The sequence below is a fragment of the Haloarcula sp. CBA1129 genome, assembly GCF_008729015.1.
Lineage (GTDB): Archaea > Halobacteriota > Halobacteria > Halobacteriales > Haloarculaceae > Haloarcula.
Genome location: NZ_RKSM01000001.1, coordinates 2,637,948 through 2,658,431 on the forward strand (window position 1 = coordinate 2,637,948; position 20,484 = coordinate 2,658,431).

General features: G+C 62.0%; 14 protein-coding genes. 9 read left to right on the top strand and 5 right to left on the bottom strand.

Features of this window, described 5'->3' with window-relative positions; all coding sequences use genetic code 11:
- The first annotated feature begins 11 nt into the window (after nucleotides 1-11).
- Nucleotides 12-1,757: an excinuclease ABC subunit C gene (locus Har1129_RS13335; RefSeq protein ID WP_151101105.1), complete on the top strand. Its 1,746-nt coding sequence runs from the start codon at nucleotides 12-14 to the stop codon at nucleotides 1,755-1,757.
- A 110-nt stretch (nucleotides 1,758-1,867) separates the two neighbouring features.
- On the opposite strand, the gene Har1129_RS13340 is transcribed toward Har1129_RS13335, so the two are convergent.
- The gene (locus Har1129_RS13340; protein WP_151101106.1) at nucleotides 1,868-2,584 is read right to left on the bottom strand and encodes a fumarylacetoacetate hydrolase family protein; all 717 of its coding nucleotides are present in this window, start codon (nucleotides 2,582-2,584) and stop codon (nucleotides 1,868-1,870) included.
- Between the two features lie 2,433 nt (nucleotides 2,585-5,017).
- Between Har1129_RS13340 and Har1129_RS13355 the strand changes: the two genes are divergently transcribed.
- The 4 genes from Har1129_RS13355 (at nucleotide 5,018) to Har1129_RS13370 (ending at nucleotide 10,382) form a co-directional block, all read left to right on the top strand.
- A complete protein-coding gene (locus Har1129_RS13355) occupies nucleotides 5,018-6,463 on the top strand; it encodes an aldehyde dehydrogenase family protein (RefSeq protein ID WP_151101108.1) in 1,446 nt (481 codons plus the stop codon).
- A gap of 652 nt (nucleotides 6,464-7,115) precedes the next feature.
- Entirely contained in the window at nucleotides 7,116-8,198 is a 1,083-nt protein-coding gene (gene gfo6 / locus Har1129_RS13360; protein WP_151101109.1) for a D-xylose 1-dehydrogenase Gfo6, read from the top strand.
- Nucleotides 8,199-8,243: 45 nt separating this feature from the next.
- Nucleotides 8,244-9,104: an MBL fold metallo-hydrolase gene (locus Har1129_RS13365; RefSeq protein ID WP_151101110.1), complete on the top strand. Its 861-nt coding sequence runs from the start codon at nucleotides 8,244-8,246 to the stop codon at nucleotides 9,102-9,104.
- Nucleotides 9,105-9,206: 102 nt separating this feature from the next.
- On the top strand, nucleotides 9,207-10,382 hold the full coding sequence (locus Har1129_RS13370; protein ID WP_151101111.1) for a mandelate racemase family protein: 1,176 nt from the start codon (nucleotides 9,207-9,209) through the stop codon (nucleotides 10,380-10,382).
- 42 nt (nucleotides 10,383-10,424) lie between these two features.
- Here the strand turns inward: Har1129_RS13370 and Har1129_RS13375 are convergent, their stop codons facing one another.
- Complete coding sequence (locus tag Har1129_RS13375) at nucleotides 10,425-11,351, bottom strand: nucleoside hydrolase (RefSeq protein ID WP_151101112.1); 927 nt, start codon at nucleotides 11,349-11,351, stop codon at nucleotides 10,425-10,427.
- Nucleotides 11,352-11,715: 364 nt separating this feature from the next.
- Here Har1129_RS13375 and Har1129_RS13380 point away from each other — a divergent pair, with 364 nt between their 5' ends.
- Nucleotides 11,716-15,168 (top strand): CehA/McbA family metallohydrolase, encoded by a 3,453-nt coding sequence (locus Har1129_RS13380; RefSeq protein WP_151101113.1) that lies wholly within the window; start codon nucleotides 11,716-11,718, stop codon nucleotides 15,166-15,168.
- A 3-nt stretch (nucleotides 15,169-15,171) separates the two neighbouring features.
- On the top strand, nucleotides 15,172-15,906 hold the full coding sequence (locus Har1129_RS13385) for a hypothetical protein (RefSeq protein WP_151101114.1): 735 nt from the start codon (nucleotides 15,172-15,174) through the stop codon (nucleotides 15,904-15,906).
- Between the two features lie 85 nt (nucleotides 15,907-15,991).
- Here Har1129_RS13385 and Har1129_RS13390 read toward each other — a convergent pair whose 3' ends face one another.
- Nucleotides 15,992-16,186: a XapX domain-containing protein gene (locus Har1129_RS13390; RefSeq protein WP_004518274.1), complete on the bottom strand. Its 195-nt coding sequence runs from the start codon at nucleotides 16,184-16,186 to the stop codon at nucleotides 15,992-15,994.
- A gap of 478 nt (nucleotides 16,187-16,664) precedes the next feature.
- On the opposite strand from Har1129_RS13390, the gene Har1129_RS13395 reads away from it, so the two are divergent.
- The gene (locus Har1129_RS13395; protein WP_151101115.1) at nucleotides 16,665-17,705 is read left to right on the top strand and encodes a zinc-binding dehydrogenase; all 1,041 of its coding nucleotides are present in this window, start codon (nucleotides 16,665-16,667) and stop codon (nucleotides 17,703-17,705) included.
- Between the two features lie 22 nt (nucleotides 17,706-17,727).
- Here Har1129_RS13395 and Har1129_RS13400 read toward each other — a convergent pair whose 3' ends face one another.
- Both Har1129_RS13400 and Har1129_RS13405 read right to left on the bottom strand, forming a co-directional pair.
- Nucleotides 17,728-18,939, bottom strand: a complete 1,212-nt coding sequence (locus Har1129_RS13400; protein ID WP_151101116.1) for a cation:proton antiporter — start codon at nucleotides 18,937-18,939, stop codon at nucleotides 17,728-17,730.
- A 38-nt stretch (nucleotides 18,940-18,977) separates the two neighbouring features.
- A complete protein-coding gene (locus Har1129_RS13405) occupies nucleotides 18,978-19,466 on the bottom strand; it encodes a cation:proton antiporter regulatory subunit (protein WP_151101117.1) in 489 nt (162 codons plus the stop codon).
- 174 nt (nucleotides 19,467-19,640) lie between these two features.
- Here Har1129_RS13405 and Har1129_RS13410 point away from each other — a divergent pair, with 174 nt between their 5' ends.
- Entirely contained in the window at nucleotides 19,641-20,414 is a 774-nt protein-coding gene (locus Har1129_RS13410; RefSeq protein WP_151101118.1) for a CbiX/SirB N-terminal domain-containing protein, read from the top strand.
- Nucleotides 20,415-20,484: the final 70 nt, after the last annotated feature.

Sequence of the window (20,484 nt, forward strand, 5' to 3'; positions counted from 1 at the left end):
ACCCCGAACTAATGGACGCCGACGAGGTACGAGAGCGCGCGGGGTCGCTGCCACGGGAGCCCGGCGTGTACCTGTTCGAACAGGGCCGGGACGACAAGCGCCGGGTTCTCTACGTCGGAAAGGCCGTCGACCTCCGGGATCGTGTGCGCTCGTATGCCGACCCACGGAGCGAGCGCATCGCCAAGATGGTCGAGCGTGCAGAGACCATCGACTTCGCCGTCACCGACACGGAGACGCAGGCACTGTTGCTCGAAGCCAATCTGATAAAACGCCACCGGCCACCGTACAACGTCCGGCTGAAAGACGACAAGTCCTACCCGCTGGTCCAGCTGACCGACCATCCCGTCCCCCGAATCGAGGTGACCCGAGACCCCGAGGACGGTGCGACCGTCTACGGGCCGTTCACCGACAAGAGGCGGGTCGAGACGGTTGTGAAAGCCCTGCGGGAGACGTACGGACTACGGGGGTGTTCGGACCACAAGTACAGCAACCGGGACCGACCCTGTCTGGACTACGAGATGGGCATCTGTACCGCGCCCTGCACCGGCGAGATTAGCGACGCCGAGTACGCCGAGGACGTGGAAGCGGTCACGCGGTATTTCGAGGGGGAAACCGGCGTGCTCGCGGACCCGCTCCGCCGCGAGATGGAGGCCGCAGCCCAGTCCCAAGAGTTCGAGCGCGCCGCGAACCTCCGGGACAAGCTCGGGGCGGTCGAGGCGCTTCACGGCGAGGGCGACACCGCAGTCAGTGACTCCGCGGGCTACCAGACGACGGACGTGCTCGGGGCCGCCATCGAGGGCGATCGAGCCATCGTCGCCCGGCTTCACGCCGAAGGCGGCAAGCTCGTCGAACGGGACCGGCACACGCTAGAGGCCCCAGACGGCGAGGGAACAGCAGGAGTCTACCGAGCATTCATTCCGCAGTACTACGCCGAACGGGAACTGCCGGACCGAATTCTCTGTGCCGAAGCTCCTGCCGATCCGGACATCGAGGCATGGCTGGAGAGCGAGGGCGTCACGCTCGGCGTGCCCGGCGCTGGCCGGGAGGCGACGCTGGTCGACCTTGCGCTGAAAAACGCCCGCCAGCGCGGCGGGACCGACGACGAGACAGGCCGTCTGGCCGATGCGCTGGGCATCGACCGTCCGAGCCGTATCGAAGGGTTCGACGTGAGCCACGCCCAAGGGCGGTCGGCCGTCGGCTCGAACGTCACCTTCGTCGATGAAACGCCCGAGAAGAGCGACTACCGCCGGAAGAAGCTCACCGAGCAAAACGACGACTACGCGAACATGCGCGAACTCCTCCGCTGGCGGGCCACGCGTGCCGTCGAGGGCCGGGACGACCGGCCGGACCCGGACCTGCTGCTCATCGACGGCGGGGACGGCCAGCTCGGGGCGGCCCGCGACGCTCTCGCCGAGACTGGCTGGGACATACCGGCCGTTGCGCTGGCGAAAGACGAGGAGCTGGTCATCACGCCCGACCGCGTGTACGACTGGGACGACGACGCCCCGCAGCTCCACCTGCTCCAGCGGATTCGCGACGAGGCACACCGTTTTGCCGTCCAGTACCATCAGACGCTACGAGACGAGGTGTCGACGACACTCGACGACGTACCCGGTATTGGTCCCGAGACGCGGAAGCGGCTGCTCCGGCGCTTCGGTAGCGTGGACAACGTCAGGACAGCTTCCGGTGAGGAACTGACGGCTATCGACGGCATCGGCGAGCAAACCGCGGAGACGATTCGGACCCGACTGCAGTGATTTTGTATAGCAGATAGTAGTTTATCGAACCCAAGCGGCTGAATCCACTACGCTGTCGAAAAGGTACCAAAGAAGGTCGCTACGGGTCGAATCAATCGGCTCGGACGCCGTTATGGTTCGACGACCGAATTGCGGAGTATGCCGACGCCGTCGTAGGTTATCTCGATGCTGTCACCGGGTTCGACAGTCCCGGGGTTGGCCGGGCTGCCGAAAGCGACGACGTCGCCGGGACGGAGTGTGAACCGTTCCGAGAGGTACGCGACCACCTCGTGGGGACCGAACAGCATCTCGCTGGTGTTGGCAGACTGGCGGCGCTCACCGTTGATGTCGGTATGCATATCGATATCGGTGGGATCGACGGCAGTCTCGATCCATGGTCCCAGAGGCGCGGACCCGTCGAAGGCCTTCCGCGCGGTTCGGCCCTGCTGGTCGAGCGCGTCGACATCGTTCAGTATCGTGTATCCCCTGACGGCGTCGGGAACGTCGGCCGGGTCGAGGTCGTGACACCGCTCACCGATGACCGCAGCTAACTCACCGGCGTAGGTGAGCTCGTTGGTGAACGTCGGGTACGGAATGTCCTGCTCGTGGGCGAGTAGCGCCGTCGAAGGCTTGATGAAGAAGTCCGGCTCCTCGGGCCGGTCGTAGTCCATCTGGTCGTTGGTCGCGGCGTAGTTCCGGCCGACGCAGTACAGCGCGGACGGTTCACACGGCGGGAGTAGGCGTCCATCACGGCCGACCGTGTACTGGCCGTCATCAGCGTGGACGACGCCGTCAACGTATTCGCCGGCGACTGGCCCATCGTCCGTCAGAAGACGTGCAATTCGCATACAGTGTGTTCCGGAGGCCGGTCAAAAAGACGTGTCGTCCCGCATCAGGAACCGCTTGGAACATAGTTTGAGTGGGTGTCTGAGCCGTTCTGAAGGCGCTTCGTCGAATGGGACGATCATTGGAGCAGTGCCTCATAAACTGTAAGGCGCTATATGAAATAGCCACTGACGGCAACCCCGGTCCGAGACCTGCCGGTCAGAAACACCGTACTGCCCACCGGAGTGACTTTTCGGGCAGCACGTCTCACCAGCTATGGCTGTGACCCGACGGCCACTCATGGCCGTTGTCGGACTGGTGTCGCTGCTGGTCTATCTCGTGGCGGCATGTGGAGTATTTGCTGCTTCGCCAGTGTGGGACACCGTCCGTCGCCACTGCTGGGTGCTCTGGTCGTTATCGGAATGGCAATGTTCTCGGTGTCGTGAACTACTGGGTTGCAACGGCGCAGCTCAAGCACCCACTCGATGCAGTCGAACTCGCGCAAGCGCGTGCGCCAGAAGCCTAACCACCACCACGATGCACTTGTCGATGAAATGAACGTCGAGACACCGACCACCGGCAGAGCTACCGGCACCGGACACGTTCGCCATTGGGGGCGGCGTTGGGGCCATGTCGTCGACCGACAGCTGTTCTGACTGCTGTCCGTGTCGGTGTTTGAGGCGCTGTTGGCGCAAGAACTCGCACATCTGCAGATCCGCGATACCCTGATTCAGACTGTCGCGTATAGTCTCGTACAGACGCTTATCGGGCTCATCGGCCTCGCGTTGTTTCCCATTGTGGTGCTTACCGTGCTGTCGCGCGCTCACTCCCTGTTGTGTGGCGACCCATCGTCGTGGTCGCAGTTCTGACCGGCCGGACACAACGATACTCGATACAGGTCGTTGCCGGTCTCGTGCAGCGGTGATACGTCCACAGCGAAGCGGACAGCGAGCGTTCACGACTTCTATCGGCGTGTCTGCCGATGGGCGAACGAATGCACCGGTCAGAGGAGCGAGCGCAGCACAATAATTCCGTGAGTGTAACGAGCGGGCGAGCAGCCGTCGGTTACTGGATTGTTCAGTGATACTGGTAGCGACGCAGTATCTTCAAAGTGGCTCTTTGAGAGAGATTAGTTCCATCAACAGTCAGATAGAGGAAATATGGGTGTATAATCGGCTGTATTCGTAACAGATACTCTCGATGTGCGTCGGTTTCGGCAGTTTGTACGACCGACAAAGTCTCGGTTGGTGTGCAGGATCGTATACGGACATCTCGACTGGGTGAGCGACGCGCGGTCAGCCACGTTGTCGACCCCTCGAACGGGTCCAACAACCACACAAGAGATCGGCAGCAGCGACACTCTCAGCCGACAGACGGATGTAGAGTTTTTGCCAGCGCTGGACCGGATACGAGAGTGATGGCCGGATAGTGTTGTTTCCGACGGCGAACACACCATTGTCTCTATATGGACATTGAGAGCGATATAGCGGTCCTAGAAACTGCTATGTTCGGCACAGAGCTATATCCGCATATGCGAGCCAGCATCCCGCAGCGAGCGACCGAAGCGGCAGGTAGCCACACATACGGATGCCCGCTGTGTAACTGTGGTGCGGACAGTGAAGACGATATTTACTGCCATCTGTTAGTCTCACACCGGAAGAGCGCACTTGTTGCCGCGCTTCTCGAAAGAGTGGACAGCGACGAGTAGGTCCGTCAATTTCGGAGCGGGTGACGGTATCGTCTGGTAGTTCTAAATAGTAAATTCTGGGTAGGAGTATGTAATATTTGCTATCAGATATGTCTGATTGATAGTTGGATTTTGAAATCGGGCAGCGAACCGGGTCGCTAGTTCAGTAGGTTGACCTGAGGTGAGAGAATTGGACGTACGACAGCGGACTGACTGAGATCACTAGGTCATTATGTTTATCGCTATAAATAAAATATCGCTATATCAAATTACGGTAGATATTCCGATCGACGGCAAACAGTCCACCAGCAGCAACTGTCAACAGTGAATCGATAACATACATACACATGTTATACTGTGAAATAGATTTATATACTAGAAGGGGCCGCAGCAGCGATCAGTCATAGCGACACGGCGACAGAATACGAGTAGCACGGGACCGAGCGACAGACTGGGCAGTAGTATTTCCGGCAACACAAGCACCGCAACGTACTACTGCCACGATGTGACAGATCTGGCACACAGATAGTGTTGTTTTGCTGTTTGACAGCGGTAGCTATTTACCACTCAATTTCGATTCCGCCGTGAATCCGTTATCACGAATGCGGGGTTAGACCGGAGACGGTGAGTGCACCGACTGCAGTGCTTGTTGTTCAGTATTGGCACCGTGACACACCGGAGTCAACTGAGTCGTTCCGCACCGTCGAACGAAGCGACACAGCGAGGGATGGGAAACGCGTAAGTATTGGGAATGAGATGAATTAAACGTATGACGCAGACGTATGAGAACTATATCGGCGGCGAGTGGACCGGAAGCGGGGAGACACAGGACGTCACGAACCCGGCAGACGAGACTGACGTCGTCAGCACGGTTCCGGTGGCCTCGGCGGCCGACGCCGACGAAGCGGTCGCGGCTGCGGCGGAAGCGACAGACGAATGGGGCGGAATGCCCGGCCCGGAACGCGGTGCGGTCCTGCGTGAGACCGGTGAAATCCTGAAATCTCGGAAAGACGAACTTGCGGAGACGCTGACCCGCGAAGAGGGGAAGCCGCTCGGCGAAGCCGAGGGCGAGGTACAGCGTGCGATTGATATCTTCTATTACTACGCGGAGAAGGCCCGCGACTTTGGGGGTACCGTTAAACAGCCCAGCGGCGGCCGGGCCGGCCTGCAGACGAAGAAAGAACCCATGGGCGTCGCAGCGCTCATCACGCCGTGGAACTATCCCATCGCGATTCCGGCCTGGAAAATCGCGCCGGCGCTTGCGGTCGGTAACACCGTCGTCATCAAGCCCGCGATGCAGGCACCGACCGTCGGTGCGATGATCGTCGAGGCGCTGGATGAGGCTGGGATTCCGGACGGCGCTATCAATCTAGTCTGTGGCCCCGGTAGCGAGGTCGGCGAACGGCTGACCACTCACGACGACGTCGACGTGGTGTCGTTCACCGGCAGCGCCGCTGTCGGCGAGCACGTCTACGAACAAGCGACGAGCAACGGAAAGCGCGCACAGGCAGAGATGGGCGGAAAGAACCCGACGGTCGTCATGCCGAGTGCCAACGTGGACAAGGCGGCTGACATCGTCGGGGCCGGGGCCTTCGGCGGGACAGGGCAGGCCTGTACGGCGACCTCCCGAGCTATCGTCCACGAGGACGTGTACGCCGAGTTCCTCGACGCCGTCGTCGATTACGCCGAGTCCCTCGAGATCGGGAACGGCCTCGACCGGGCCGGCATGGGTCCCCACGTCAGCGAGGACGAGCTCGCGGGGAGCCTAGAGTACATCGACATCGCACAGTCGGAGGGGGCGACCCTCGAAACGGGCGGCGAAGAACTCACCGGCGGAGAGTACGACGCCGGGAACTTCATCTCGCCGGCCGTCTTCTCCGATGTCGAGCCCGATATGCGCATCGCACAGGAAGAGGTGTTCGGGCCGGTGCTCGCCGTCATTCCGGTTTCCGACTTCGACGAAGGTGTCGAGGTCGCCAACGACATCGACTACGGTCTCTCGGCCAGCATCGTGACCGACCGAATCGAGGAAGAGAACGAGTTCATCGAGCGCTCCGAATCCGGCGTGGTCAAGGTCAACGAGAAGACGACCGGACTGGAGCTGCACGTTCCCTTCGGCGGCCTCAAGCGCTCCTCTACGAACACCTACCGCGAGCAGGGAGACGCCGGACTTGAGTTCTTCAGCTACATCAAGACGGTGTACCGCAACAGCTAATCGAGGCGGCCACCGTCGCTGACTCCGAAGTGGTGTTTCTGTTACAAAATAGCTAGATAGGTGGAACGGTCCCAGCATCGGCACTGTCTGTCCCGTACAGACGTTCCACTCTCGTTAACAGCGCCCCAGCATCCGGGTTGCACCGGCGCTAAATGCATTAGCCCGGCCAGTCTGAGTACAGTGAAAAGTGAAGTTAGACCGATAGTCGGTGGACACAGCGCCGTTTCGTCGTCGGCAGTCATAACAGACGTCCCATCCCACCGCAGTGAACACAGCAATTGGGACAGAGTTTCGAAGCGGCCCCGGTCAACCGAACCGTTGCGCTCCGCCCACAACCGGCCGTTCATAATTATGGAACACCTTCCGTAACGGTTGTACTGTCGTTATTCTCGACACGGAAGTCCGGAGTCATAGGCGATGACGGCCCGCAGAAAGCCACGAAACAGCATTTGTCGACTCGAATTACCGACCGGCCGCTGTAGAATAACTGCAGCTGGGACCGACATTCTGTTCCACTATATCAAACAAACATCTCATCTGCCGGAACTAGCTTACGCAGTGAGTGAACTAGTATTCGCTGCTCTGGAATCGGACGAGCTGACATGGGCGTGCCAACACAAAAGATAATATCCAGCCAGTCGATGACAGTGGCATGAACGTTGACGCGCTCACGGGAGGCTTCGACCGTCGAGACTGGCAGGAACAGACAGAGACTGACAACCCGGTTCGGTTTGCGATGATCGGCGTCGGCTGGTGGACCACCGAACAGGCGATGCCCGCCGTCAACGCGGGAGACCTCTGTGAAACGACTGTGCTGGTCAGCAGTGACCGCGAGAAGGCAGCCGACGTGGCAGCTGAGTCGGAGACAGTCGAACACGCGATCACCTACGAAGAGTTTCACGACGGCGTCGCGAGCGACGCGTACGACGCTGTCTACATTGTCACCCCGAACGCTCGCCACCTCCCCTACGTCGAGACCGCGGCAGAACTAGACAAGGCGATTCTCTGCGAGAAGCCGATGGAGGCCACCATCGAGCGCGCCGAGCGGATGGTCGAGGTCTGTGACGAGCACGACGCGACGCTGATGATCGCCTACCGGATGCACACCGAGCCAGCCGTCCGGCGAGCGAAGGACCTCATCGACGAGGGGTACATCGGCGACCCGCTGTTCGTCCACGGGAACATGACCGAACCCATCCTCGAACTCGTCCCCGACCCCGACCAGTGGCGGCTGGACTGGGAGCTTTCGGGGGGGTGTGCCGTGATGGACATCGGCCTCTACCCACTGAACACGAGCCGATTCCTGCTGGATGCTGACCCCGTGGCCGTCCGGGGGACCGTCGCATCGGTTCAGGAAGAGTTCGCCGACGTGCCAGACGAACACGGCGCGTTCCAGCTAGACTTCCCCGGCCATGTGTACGCGGTGTGTACCGCCAGCCAGAACGCCCATCTCGATAACCACATCTCCGTACTCGGAACTGAAGGCAAGGTCCGTGTCGAACCGGCCTTCTACCCTTGGGACGACCGTGCGCTCCAGCTTTCCCACGAGGGGACGACAGTCGACATCGACTTCGAACAGATCGACCAGATGGAAGAGGAGTTCGAGTACTTCGCCCACTGTCTGCTGACCGACACCGACCCCTACGCCGATGGCGAACACGGCCTCGTCGATATCAAGACGATTAAGGCCATCTACGAGGCCTCCGAGGCGGAGTCGACGGTTACTCTGGAGTGAGTGGCGGCACGAAATTTTTTCAGCGGGCCGGGCACAGGAGTGGGTATGGTACAGTCAACGTGGGACGACTGGTTCGTCCGTGACGAAATAGAAGCAACAAATCCCGGCGACGGTGTCGTAATCTGGTATCTTGGCTGCAACGGCTTCGTGCTTCGCTCACAGTCGACGACGCTGTACATCGACCCCTACTTCGGGACTGGCGACCCGCCGAACCTCATCCGCATGATTCCAGTGCCGATGGACCCCGCCGACGCGACCGAGTGTGATGCGACACTCGTCACGCACGAACACATCGACCACATGCATCCGCCGTCGTACGGCCCGCTGGTCGAGAACTTAGGGGCAGACCTGTACGCGCCGTCGGCATCGTATGACTCCCCGGACTACGACGGCGAGATGCGGGTGCCCGACGAGCAGCGCAACGAGATCGCTGTCGGTGACGAGTTCGCTGTCGGCGATTTCACCGTACATGTGACCGGGACGAACGACCCTGACGCCATCGAACCGGTGGGGTACGTCATCGAGCACGACGCCGGGACGTTCTTCCACGCCGGCGATAGCCGGCCCGCAGAGGCATTTTCCGGCATCGGAGAACGGTTCGACATCGACGTAGGCGCGCTGGCGTTTGGCACCGTCGGCTCGATCTACGAGCCCGAGCCGGACTGCGGTGTCAGAACAAAGTGGTATATGGACGAAAACGAGATCATCGAGGCCACAAACCAGCTCCAACTGTCCCGGTTGCTTCCCTCACATCACGATATGTGGCAGGGCGAAGCCGGCGACCCGAAAGTGCTCCACGAACACGCGGTGTCCTTCGACTACCCCAGAGTCATCGAACCGCTGTACATCGGCTGTTCGGTTCGGCTGGGAGAGCCCGGTATTCGTCGCCTTGACGCGCTGGACTGAGTGAAACCGTGGTTCCGGTCGCTGCTGTGTCGGCCACTCAAACAGAGACAGCGTATCTGTCGCGGGGTAGCTTTAATATCCCCACCACAGTATGTCCGGCAAATGTCGCCAACGATAACGAAAATCGAAAGCCGAGAGTTCGAGTACCCCCTCGAAGACGTAGGGACGGACAAACACGGCTTCAATCTGGTTTATGCGCCGGGTGAGACAACCACGCGGAAACTATTCGGTGTCCAGATTCATACTGACGAGGGAATCACGGGCGAGTACGTGGGTGGAAACTCACCAGCAGCCGCCCAGTACAACATCATCGCGGAGTACCTCATCGGCAAGGACCCGCTGAAACGCGAGAAACACTGGTCCGAATGCAAGCGCGCACTCCGGAAATATGATCGGATGGGCATCGGCCCCATCGACATCGCGCTGTGGGACTTCGCGGGGAAGTACTACGACGCACCGATTCACGAACTGCTGGGGACCTACCGCGAGCGTATCCCCACCTACGCGTCAACGTACCACGGCGACGACGCCGGTGGGCTTGACTCGCCAGCGGCCTTTGCTGACTTCGCCGAGGAGTGCCGGGACGAGGGCTTCGGTGGCTTCAAGATTCACGGCTGGGGCGGCGGCGACGACGCCCGAAGTCTCGACCGCGAGGTCGAGGCGGTCCATGCTGTTGGCGAAGCGGTCGGCGACGAGATGGACCTGATGCACGACCCCGCCTGCGAACTGGAGACGTTCGCCGACGCGCTGGAACTGGGTCGGGCGCTTGACGAACAGGACTTCTTCTGGTACGAGGACCCGTTCCGGGACGGCGGCATCTCACAGCACGCCCACAAGAAACTGGCTCAGAAGCTCGATACGCCGATTCTCCAGACCGAACACATCCGCGGACTGGAGATCAAGTCCGACTTCGCTGCCAGCGAGGCGACCGACTTCCTGCGGGCTGACCCCGAGTACGACGCGGGCATCACCGGTGCGATCAAGGTGGCCCGCATGGCCGAGGCCTTTGGGCTCGACGTTGAGTTCCACGCACCCGGCCCCGCCCAACGCCACTGTATCGCCGCCTGCCGGAACTCGAACTACTACGAGATGGCGCTGGTCCACCCGGACTGCCAGAACACCCAGCCGCCGGTGTACGAGGGCGGCTACTCCGATCTGATGGACGCCGTCGACGACGACGGAACAGTTGGCGTCCCTGACGGCCCCGGCCTAGGCGTGGAGTACGACTGGGACTACATCGAGGGCAACACCACCGGAAGCGTCCACACCTACGAATAACGCCACGGACAGCCGTTCTCTCTGTGCCTGCCGGATAGTGGCTTACTCAGCCGCGTAGGCTTCGATGCCGGTTTCGAGAATCTCGCGGTAGCGTGTCACGTCGATGTCGACAGCGACGCGGTTGTTCGGGTCGTTGCCCGTCGTGCCGTGCTCATCACAGATGACGGCCCCGTGGCAAGGACCGCCGGTCGTGTCTACATCGAGGTAGTACTCCTCGAAGGTGAGTACCGACTCGTCAATGATGTCGGCGACGACAGCGGCGTCGTGGATAGCCGGTGCGTCGGCCGTCGGATAGGTCCCGGAGTCGGGCCGGTAGTCGAGCCACTCGGCGATTGTCCCGCGGACACCGCCGGCCGTGCGGAACGCCTCGATGAACTCGGGGGAGACGGTAGCACGGTTGGTCACGTCTAGACCGACCATCCGCGTGTTCGCGTCCTGCAGAACACGACTGGCCGCTGCAGGGTCGTTGTGGAAGTTGGCTTCGGCCATCGGCGTCACGTTCCCGGTCGTCATCGCCGCCCCGCCCATGAGATATATGTCGTCGACGAGGTCGGGGAGGCGCGGTTCTTTCGCCAGCGCAATCGCCAGATTCGGGAGCGGGCCGACGGCCGCAATCGTCAGTTCCTCCCCGTACTCGTGGGCGGCTTCGACGATTGCGTCGGCTCCATGGATCTTCCGTGTGTCGCCGTCGACGTCGGGGATGTCCCCGTGGAGTCCGTTCTCGCCGTGAATCCACTCAGCGGTCGTGAGGTCGTCGACGAGCGGACGGCCACACCCACGAGCTACCGGAACGTCGTAGCCACCGAGCCCCAGTATCGCGTGGGTGTTTCGCGTCGTGTTCTCGATAGTCGTGTTCCCGCAGACAGTCGAGAGACCGACAACATCGATTGCATCGTGACCGAGCGCCATCGCCAGCATGACCGCGTCGTCGCAGCCAGGGTCCGTATCGAAGAACACTTTGCGTGACATACCTCCGAAGTTCCGCCCATCGGGTCTTAAAAGCTGGTACGTGCTGATCGTGACACACGCATCGCTGTAGACAGACAGGCAGTGTTCTATGGGCAGTCTGTCGGGCCGTCGTCGCCACCACAATCGGTGTGTCGGAATGTGTGGCCGACAGATCAGGTGTGTCCGTCAAAGCCGTCTTATAGTGGCTAGGCAGTACAGTATCAAACGACAGCTCCGGATATGTTCACCTCTGGAGATGGGGCAGAGTTGCACCTCCCAAAGACAATGCAGAGTTAGTGGTTTGTTACAGAAAACAGTCACTATCTGAGAATAGTCTGTCTATGGTAAATTTTAACTAGTCGGTGCTTATACCGTACAGGAAGTAATGAATAAAAATTGCATATGGGCAGTCGCGTTCAGCATACTGCTCGTTTTCTCGGTTGTCAGCACCGGCTTCCTCGGAAGTGCCGCTGCTGCACCGAGCAAGCAAACCGAGTTGACAACGGCGAATAGTCAGACAGCAACACAGATGGCCTCGGCTGGTGGGGCGACCTGTCAGCTCGACCAGAGCTGTCCAGTTCCTGATGATTCAGTCGATCTCAACAACAGCGGTGCCGGCGTCGACGTGCTGATCGACGGGAGCCATCAGGGCTCGACGTTCACCAAGTTCGCAAACCGCCTCAGCGAACGCGGCTACGACGTCGACACGAAACGGTCGACGACCGGCGGGCTGACCTCGTGGAACAGTTCGGCCGCGAGCGGGCTGTCGGACTACGACGTGGTCATCATCCCCGTCCCCCAGACAGCCTATAGCGAGGCCGAGCAGGCAGCAATCGACGAGTACGTCAGAAACGGCGGTAGCCTGTTCGTCGTCGGGGACTGGACCTCGCCGCTGCAGGGCCACGCCGGCAAGCTCAACGACATCACCGATCCGTACGGACTCCACTTCAACGGCGAGAGCGACAAGTGGCTCCGAAATGTTCAGGACCCGACCAACAAGACCGTCGAGGACTACGAGTGGCGGGTCATCCTGCACAACACGGGCCGGCATCCGATAATGAACAACGTCGACACCGTGGAGTACGATGGCGTCAGTCTCAACGTCACCGACACGGACAACGGGACGCAGGCCCCGCTGCTGTACGGTGACAGCGATACCTACGAGTACACCTACTCCACGACAGAGAAAGAGTACCCCCGTGGCGAGCGCATCGTCGGCGCGGCCGCGACGTGGGACATCGGTGACAACGGCCGTGTCGTCGCCTTCGGCAGCCAGAAGTCGGTCACCACGTATCTCACCGACGAGTGGCAGGCCGAACACCAGCAAACCGATACGCGACCGTTCCTCTTCCGAACGGTGAAGTGGCTGGCCTCGTCGGGTCACGTCGAGCGACCTGACAAGCCGGTCGCCGTCACCGGCGAGCGAATCAAGGGCGGCGAGACGCCGGCAAACGAGACGATTGTCCTGAAAAACAGCGAAGTCGCCGCCGCCATCGGTACTGAGAGCAATGGACCGTTCGGTACGCTCCCGGGCGGAATCTACGACGCCAACGCGTACGGGCTGACAACCGACCAAATCGGCGTCGCCGAGTTCGCGTTCAACAACTTCGGGACGTGGCCGGTCTATGAGTCCTTCGAGCGCCAGAACGCCACCGGGCCGAACGGCGCGGCGGTCGTCACCGCGACCGGCCACGTCAGTACGAACCCGAACGTCTCCGTCACGACGACGTACACGCTACCGGCCAACTCCAGCCACATCTGGATGAACACCACGATGGAGAACGGCGGCGACCAGCGCCTCCCGATCAACGACTCCGAACGGCTTCAGAGCGGGGCCGCACTGAGTTCAGAAGGCCAATCCACTTGGCTCCCCGGTTCGGGGAGAGTCGAGGAGACGCGCTCGCCGCCAGTGAGCGCCGACACACTCGACCAGCCATGGGCCGCACTCACCGGTGACCGTGTGAGCTACGGCGTCTGGGGCGGGAACGGCTCCTTTACCTCGTACACTGGTTCCACGACATGGATCGACCCGTGGCTCGAACACCGACTTGACCCCGGCGAAACGCGCTCAGCGGAGTTCGCCCTCTTCGTCGGCGAAGACGGCTCAAGTAGCGCGACCAGCGAGTACTACAACCAGCAGCAGGGAACCGAGACGGGAACTGTGACCGGGACCATCGAAAGTACGGACAACGAGTCTGTCTCACAGGCAACAGTCACCGCCTCGAAGGGTGACCGCGCGTTCACCTACACCGTCGGGTCGGAGACCGGAACGTACGACCTCGAACTCCCCGCCGGCGAGTACACGCTGACGGCCGACGCCAGCGGATTTGCGGCATCAGAGCCACAGTCCGTCACCGTCAGCAGCGGTGAAACGGCAACCGCCGACTTCGACTCGTTGGAGGGGCCAGCCCCCGTCAACGTCACCGCAACGATAGATGACGAGGGCGAGGTCAGTCCCGCCGACGCCCGGATTACGGTACTCGACGACGGCACCGCAGTCCAGACCGTCTACACCCAGACGACGCCGGCCGGCACGGCTTCGTTCCAGCTCCCGCCGGGGAACTACACGCTGGTGTTCAACCACGGAACCGGGTACATCGCCGAACCGGTCGAGAAGAACGTCTCGGTGACGCCGGGTGAATCGGTCAGCGTCAACGCGACGTTCACCGAGGAACTCGACCCCAGCGAGCGCAACTGGGTCGGCATCGACCCCCACGCCCACAGCAGCGTCAGCTTCGACGGCAAGACGCCCATCGACAACTTCGTCGCCATCCAGAAATCGGCGGGTGTCGACGCAGTGTTCATCTCCGATCATAACGCCATCGGCGGCTGGGGATCGATGGAGTCACAGGCCGAGGAGCGCGATATCATGTTCATCCGGAGTGAGGAGATCACCACCGGCGACCTCGGACACTTCAACCCCTACCCGATGCACGGCGAGGAGATGGTCGACTCCGACGGGACCCTCGTGGAGTTCATCGAGGAGTCCCGCAGTAGACACAACGCAACGGTGTTCCAGATCAACCATCCGGGCGACCGCTTCGTCAGCCTCGACAGCGCGCCCGGCCAGCACGAGAAGTACCTCCCGATGGTCGACGCCATCGAGGCGTACAACGGCCCGTACGGCGAGTCCGACGCTGCCAGCGTGCAGGGGCTGTTCACTCTCTGGAACGAAGGCTACGAGATCACGGCGACCGGTGTCAGCGACGATCACTGTTCACAGTGCTTCCCGGCGAAATACGGCAGCGCCCGCACCCGGGCATACGTCGAGGGGACCGTCACGCCCGAGAAGTGGGCCCAGTCGGTGAAAGACGGGCACACGTACGCGACGTACGGTCCGGCCGTCGAGTTCACTGTCGACGACCGGATGCCCGGTGAGACCGTGAACACGACCGCCGGGTCGTCCGTGGAGGCGTCCGCAACGGTTCGGAACCTCGATGAACTCGCGTACGCTGAGGTCATCCGGAACGGCACGACCGTCTCGAACGTCACGCTCGACGGCACGAACGACACCATGAGTACTGACGTGGACATCGACGGGAACGCTTGGGTCGCCTTCCGCGTCGTCGACGAGGACGGCGACCGAGCGCTGACCAGCCCGGTCTGGATTTCGACCGACCAGCAAGCCGAATCCGGAACTGACGGCAACGGCGAATCCGGCGGTGCCACGGCGGCCGGTACACCAGACACAGAGGGCGAATCAGCGGGAACGGCGGCAGCTGACACTGCAGCCACAGAGTCGGAGACGGCCGCCGCGTCCGGGCCCGGGTTCACCGCCGTCGTGACACTGCTCGCGCTCGTCGGCGCAGCGCTGCTCGCAACGCGACGGGGGACCTGAGCCGTGCCAGACACCAGCCAGCGACGGAGTCGGCGTGGGTTCCTCGGAACCCTCGCGCTGGCTGCGGTGGCCAGCGCGGGCTGTAGCAGCCTCGGCGGCACCCAGAACAGCCAGTCCGGCGACACCGGGGCCGGCGGCTCGACGGCAACGCCCGAAGCGAGTGAAATGCCAGCGGCAGACGATGGGGCACACCACGACGAGTCACACGGCCACACGCACGCCGACGGCGGTCACGACCACGGCGAGGGACACAGCCACGACAGCGAACACGCAGATAGCGACGACGAAGCCGACGGTGCTACCGACACCGAGCTGGCCGCGTTCGAATCCAATCTGCGGAAGTGGTTCGTCGACATCGACTCACTCGCTGTCGAAGACAGCCGCATCAGGCTGACCTACGTCACGAAGAGCACGCGCAGCCACGAACTCGCGGCCGGCATCGAGACGGTTGTCGTTTCGTTCATCCAAGCGTACACGGACGACTGGGAGGTCGATGGCCTCGATGCGGAGGTAATCGAACCGTCCGGCGAGGTGATGGGCTACTGGCGGACTGAATCGCGGTGGATCGAACCGGTCGTCGAGGGGCACGAGACGCGGACAGCGCTTCTTGAACGGACGCTCGACACGTATCACGGCCGCCTCACTCGCGAGCACGACCACGGCGAGCGCGACACCGACCACAGCGAGAACGAGAGCAGTCACCAGCACCACAACGGGACCGAGCACGCAGACCACTGACGGGGCGGTATCGTCACTGCCGCCACTGTCGTTCTGGGAGGGAGAACTGATGGTGCGATTCGGTCCGAAAAGCGCTTGACAGTCGTCAGACCTTCAGTAACGACAGCAGGCTGACGCCGACATCGAAGTACTCGATGAGGCGATAGCCGACGAGGATGCCGAGGATACCCATCACACCGGCGAGGTTCGGCGGGGCCGGAATGGGGACATCCAGCAGGCCGAACACGACGCCGGTGGCGACGCCAGTCATCGTCGCGACAATAACGAGTGAGAGATTCATCGGTCGGTCACCACTGTCCCGAATCGAGGGGCCACGCAGGTGCGTGTCGGGACGCCCCGAGAGCGGCCCGTGGGTGTGTTTGAAGTGTGTGTCATTGGTGGCGTAGAGAACGGGCTCAAGCGGTAAGTATGCTCCTCATCGGTCGAGCAGTGGTGAAAAGTACCACACACCAATCCCGGACAATTCTGTACGACCGGAAGGTACGTCCAAATATCGTAGACGGGCATCTTTTAGTTCCTCGTCAATATCCTATCACTACAGATAGAGAGAATATAACCATATAAGCAATGAGTAAAAGTATAAATCGACTGAGTGAATACAGACTGTATTTTATGTAGATAGGTGTCCAATACGTGAAGATATTAGAGACAGAGTAGGCACAAATTGAATTACAACAGTGGACTGAACACTGGCTACCACAGCCAGAAGAGCCTCCGGGAGGCTGGCGTTTATAAGCAAGCCACGGGAAGTGATGACGATGCAAGCCGTTCAGTTCGATAGTCACGGCGACCGTGATGTACTTGAGTATAGCGAGTTTCCAGACCCCGAACCCGGCCGCGACGAGGTGGTCATCGACGTGAAGGCGGCCGCGCTGAACCACCTCGACATCTGGACCCGGCGCGGGCTCCCCGGCGTCGACCTCGATATGCCACACATCCCGGGCAGTGACGCCGCGGGTGTCGTCGACGAGGTCGGCGACGGCGTCTCGCGGTTCGAACCGGGCGACCGCGTCGCCGTCCTCGCCGGCAAGAGCGGCGGCGGCGACGAGTTCTCACGGAAGGGCGACCCGACACTCGCCCCGGACTTCCACATCATCGGCGAACACGTCCGAGGCGTCCACAGCGAGTACGCCGCCGTCCCGGCCGAGAACCTCACACCGGTCCCGGAGGGCGTCGACTGGGAGACGGCCGCCGCGTCGCCACTAGTGTTCCAGACCGCTTGGCGGATGCTTCGCGACCGTGGCGACCTGAAGGCCGGCGAGTCAGTGCTGGTACTTGGCGCATCGGGCGGCGTCGGCCACGCGGCCGTGCAGGTCGCCGACCACGCCGGCGCTGAGGTGTTCGCCACCGCCAGTAGTCAGGAGAAACTCGACTACGCCGAGGAACTGGGCGCAGACCACACCATCAACTACGAGGAGACGGATTTCGCGAGCGAGATCCGGGACCTGACCGACGGCCGCGGCGTCGACATGGTCGTCGACCACATCGGCGCACAGACTTGGCAGGACTCGCTCAAGAGCCTCGTCAAGGGCGGTCGCGTGGTCACCTGCGGCGCGACCACCGGCGGCAACCCGGAGACGGACATCAACCGCATCTTCTGGAACCAGCTACAGGTCATCGGCTCGACGATGGCGACGCCCGGCCAAGCCGACGAAGTACTTGACCTAGTCTGGCAAGGAGAGATGGAACCGCGAGTCCGCGAGACGCTGCCCATGAGCGAGATCGCCCGGGCACACGAGATCATCGAGGACCGCGAGGGCTTCGGGAAGGTCGTCGTCGTTCCCGACAGCGAGCTGTAAGACCGGTCCCGAATTTTCGCCGTCACTCCGTTCCGAAGCGGGCCGTCGCAAACTCCTCGAAGGGAGCCGAGTACTGCATCAACATTGTTCCGAGAATACTCATCACGAGCACATAGGCGACCGTAAAGGAGTAGACGGCGTTGGCTAGCTCGGACGACAGCGACGTGCCTGCGCCGGTCAGTGCGACAGCGGCAATAATCAGCGAGAACTCGCCGCGAGTGACCATGCCAAGGCCGACGCGCATCGACCGGCGCGGGTCGAGGTCGTAGGCACGGCCACCCAGATAGCCCGAGACGATTTTCGTCGGCGTCGTCACGACGACAGCGGCAACGACCAGCCCCGCGACACCGGCGAACAATCGGGGATCGGTCTCCACGCCGATCCAGAAGAAGAACACCGCCGCAAACGTGTCACGGACGGGCTCCAACAGGTTCTCCAGTTTGTGCGTGTGGGTCGTCGAGGCGAAGGCCATCCCGACGAAAAAGGCGGCGACGGCCTCGCTGACGCCGATGGCGAGCGCGACGCCGGAGATGAGGACCGTGATGCCGACGGCCCGTATCACCGTGAACTCGTTCGAGTTCGTCTGTAAGGCCCGCTCGAACCACGGCGTCCCGTAGCGGGCAAGGAGCAAGAGCGCGACGATGAACGATAGCGCGATGCCGATGGAGGTCGCGGCAGCCCCGACGTCGGACCCACCAGCGACGAGCGCGGCGGCTATCGTGAGATACACAGCGATGACCAGATCCTCGAACACGAGCGTCCCGAGCATCGGGTCTGCCTCGTCGTTGGCGATCCAGCCGAGGTCGATGAGCGACTTCGTGATGATGGCCGACGAGGAGATGTAGACGATCCCGGCGACCAGAAAGGCCGCAAGCGGGTCTCGAAACAGCGCGAACCCGAGCAGGAGTCCGGCACCGAAGTTGATGCCGAGGTCAGTGATTCCCGCTCTGGTGATGCGCTCCCAACTCTCCAGCAGCCGGTCGAGATTGAACTCCAGTCCGAGGAAAAACAGCAGGAAGACGATACCGAGCTCAGCACCGAGTTCGACGAACTCGGTCGACTCGACGACCGGGAGGCCGTAGCCGGCGACGGAGAACTGCCCCGCAACTGACGGCGACAGTACCATCCCGATGATGATGTAGAACGGGATCACCGACTTGTTCAGCCACACGGCCACAAGGGTGGCGAACGCGACGGCGGCGAACAACACGCCGATACCGAGTAAGTCAGCCACGACGGTGGCCCTCCGACGAGTCGGGTGCAAGCATCTCTCTACAGCTCTCCGGCCAGAAGCTTCTCGAACCGCTCGCAGTTGTCGCGCTCACCGATGACGACGACGGTGTCGCCGGCCTCGATTTCGGCGTCGGACGCAGGGGCGGCGATGACGTCGTCGCCGCGCTGTATCGCGACGACGGTGATGCCGGTGCGCTGGCCGACATCAGCGCCAGCCAGCGTCTCGCCAACCAGCGGCGAGCCCGCCTCGACGGCGTACCACTCGAGCAGCGTGCCCTCCGACAGCATCGTCTCGACGTGATTGGATTCGACCGGCTGGAAGTACGCGCCTTCGAGTATCGTGCCGACTATCCGTGCCAGCCGGTCAGAGAGTTCGAGCAGTTTCTCCGAGTCGGCGTCTTCGTTCTCTTTCAGGTACAGTTCGCGAGTCCCCGTGTTGTGGGTCACGACGACCAGTTGCTGGCCATCGCCGATGTCCACCTCGTGTTTTTTTCCCACACCGGGCAGGTCGCTCTCGGTCACGTCCATAGCCCGAGATTGCGGTCCAGCATGTATAAGACCCGGTGCCAGATGCTCTGCGCAGACAGTCGTCGATAGCCGATACGACGGGGGACCCAAAGGTATTAGTGGGTTCCTGCCAACGTTCAGGCAAGCCAACTTTCGCTAAAACAAGCTGATTTGTTTTAGCGTTGGGAGCTACCAATGCCACACGACACACTCCTGCTCATCGGTCGGGACACGTCACGCGCTACGCCCTACGAGACACACGCTCGTCGTCTGCGCGAGCGCGGGGTAGCCGCTGACGTCACGGTGCTGACCTACGACCACGAACCTCGCCGGGAGTTACGCGACGAACTGGTAGCCATCGATGCCGACCGCGTGTTCGCGCTGCCGATGACCGTCGCTCACGACCACACGACAGTCACGGACGTCCCGGCAGCACTCGACGAAATCGACGCCGAGACACACTACTGTGAACCAGTCGGGCGAAGCCCGCTGCTGACCGAAGCGCTCCGGGACCGCAGCAGTGGCGCGGTCCCGGAGGCCGCTGACTCCTCCGTCGCGCTCGTCGCCTTCGGCTCCAGCGGCAAGCCGTATCAACGTCAGGTAACGGAGTATCACGCCGAGCGCCTGCGCGAGCGCTCGGCCTTCGGCGAGGTCGAGCCCTGCTATCTGCTGCAAAACCCCGCTGTCGAATGTGTCCGGTACAATCTCACTCACGACCACGCCGTCGCCGTGCCGCTCTTTCTCGCGCCAACCGACGCGACCGAGACGCAGATTCCCGCCAAGCTCGACCTCGACAGGGGCGGACTCGCCTACACTGACACGCTGGGCGACCACCCGCTCGTCACCGAGGCCGTCGCAACCGCTGTCGAGACGGCACGGACGATGGCAGAGACACGTACACCACAGACGTTCGAGGCGACGCTGGCCGCGACAAACCGGCCGCTGGCGACCGACGGCGAGGGCGATTAGGGCTGTCGGAGCGCCAGAGCCGAACACACACCGGACGAGAGGAAGCGATTTGTACCCACGGTACATTCTG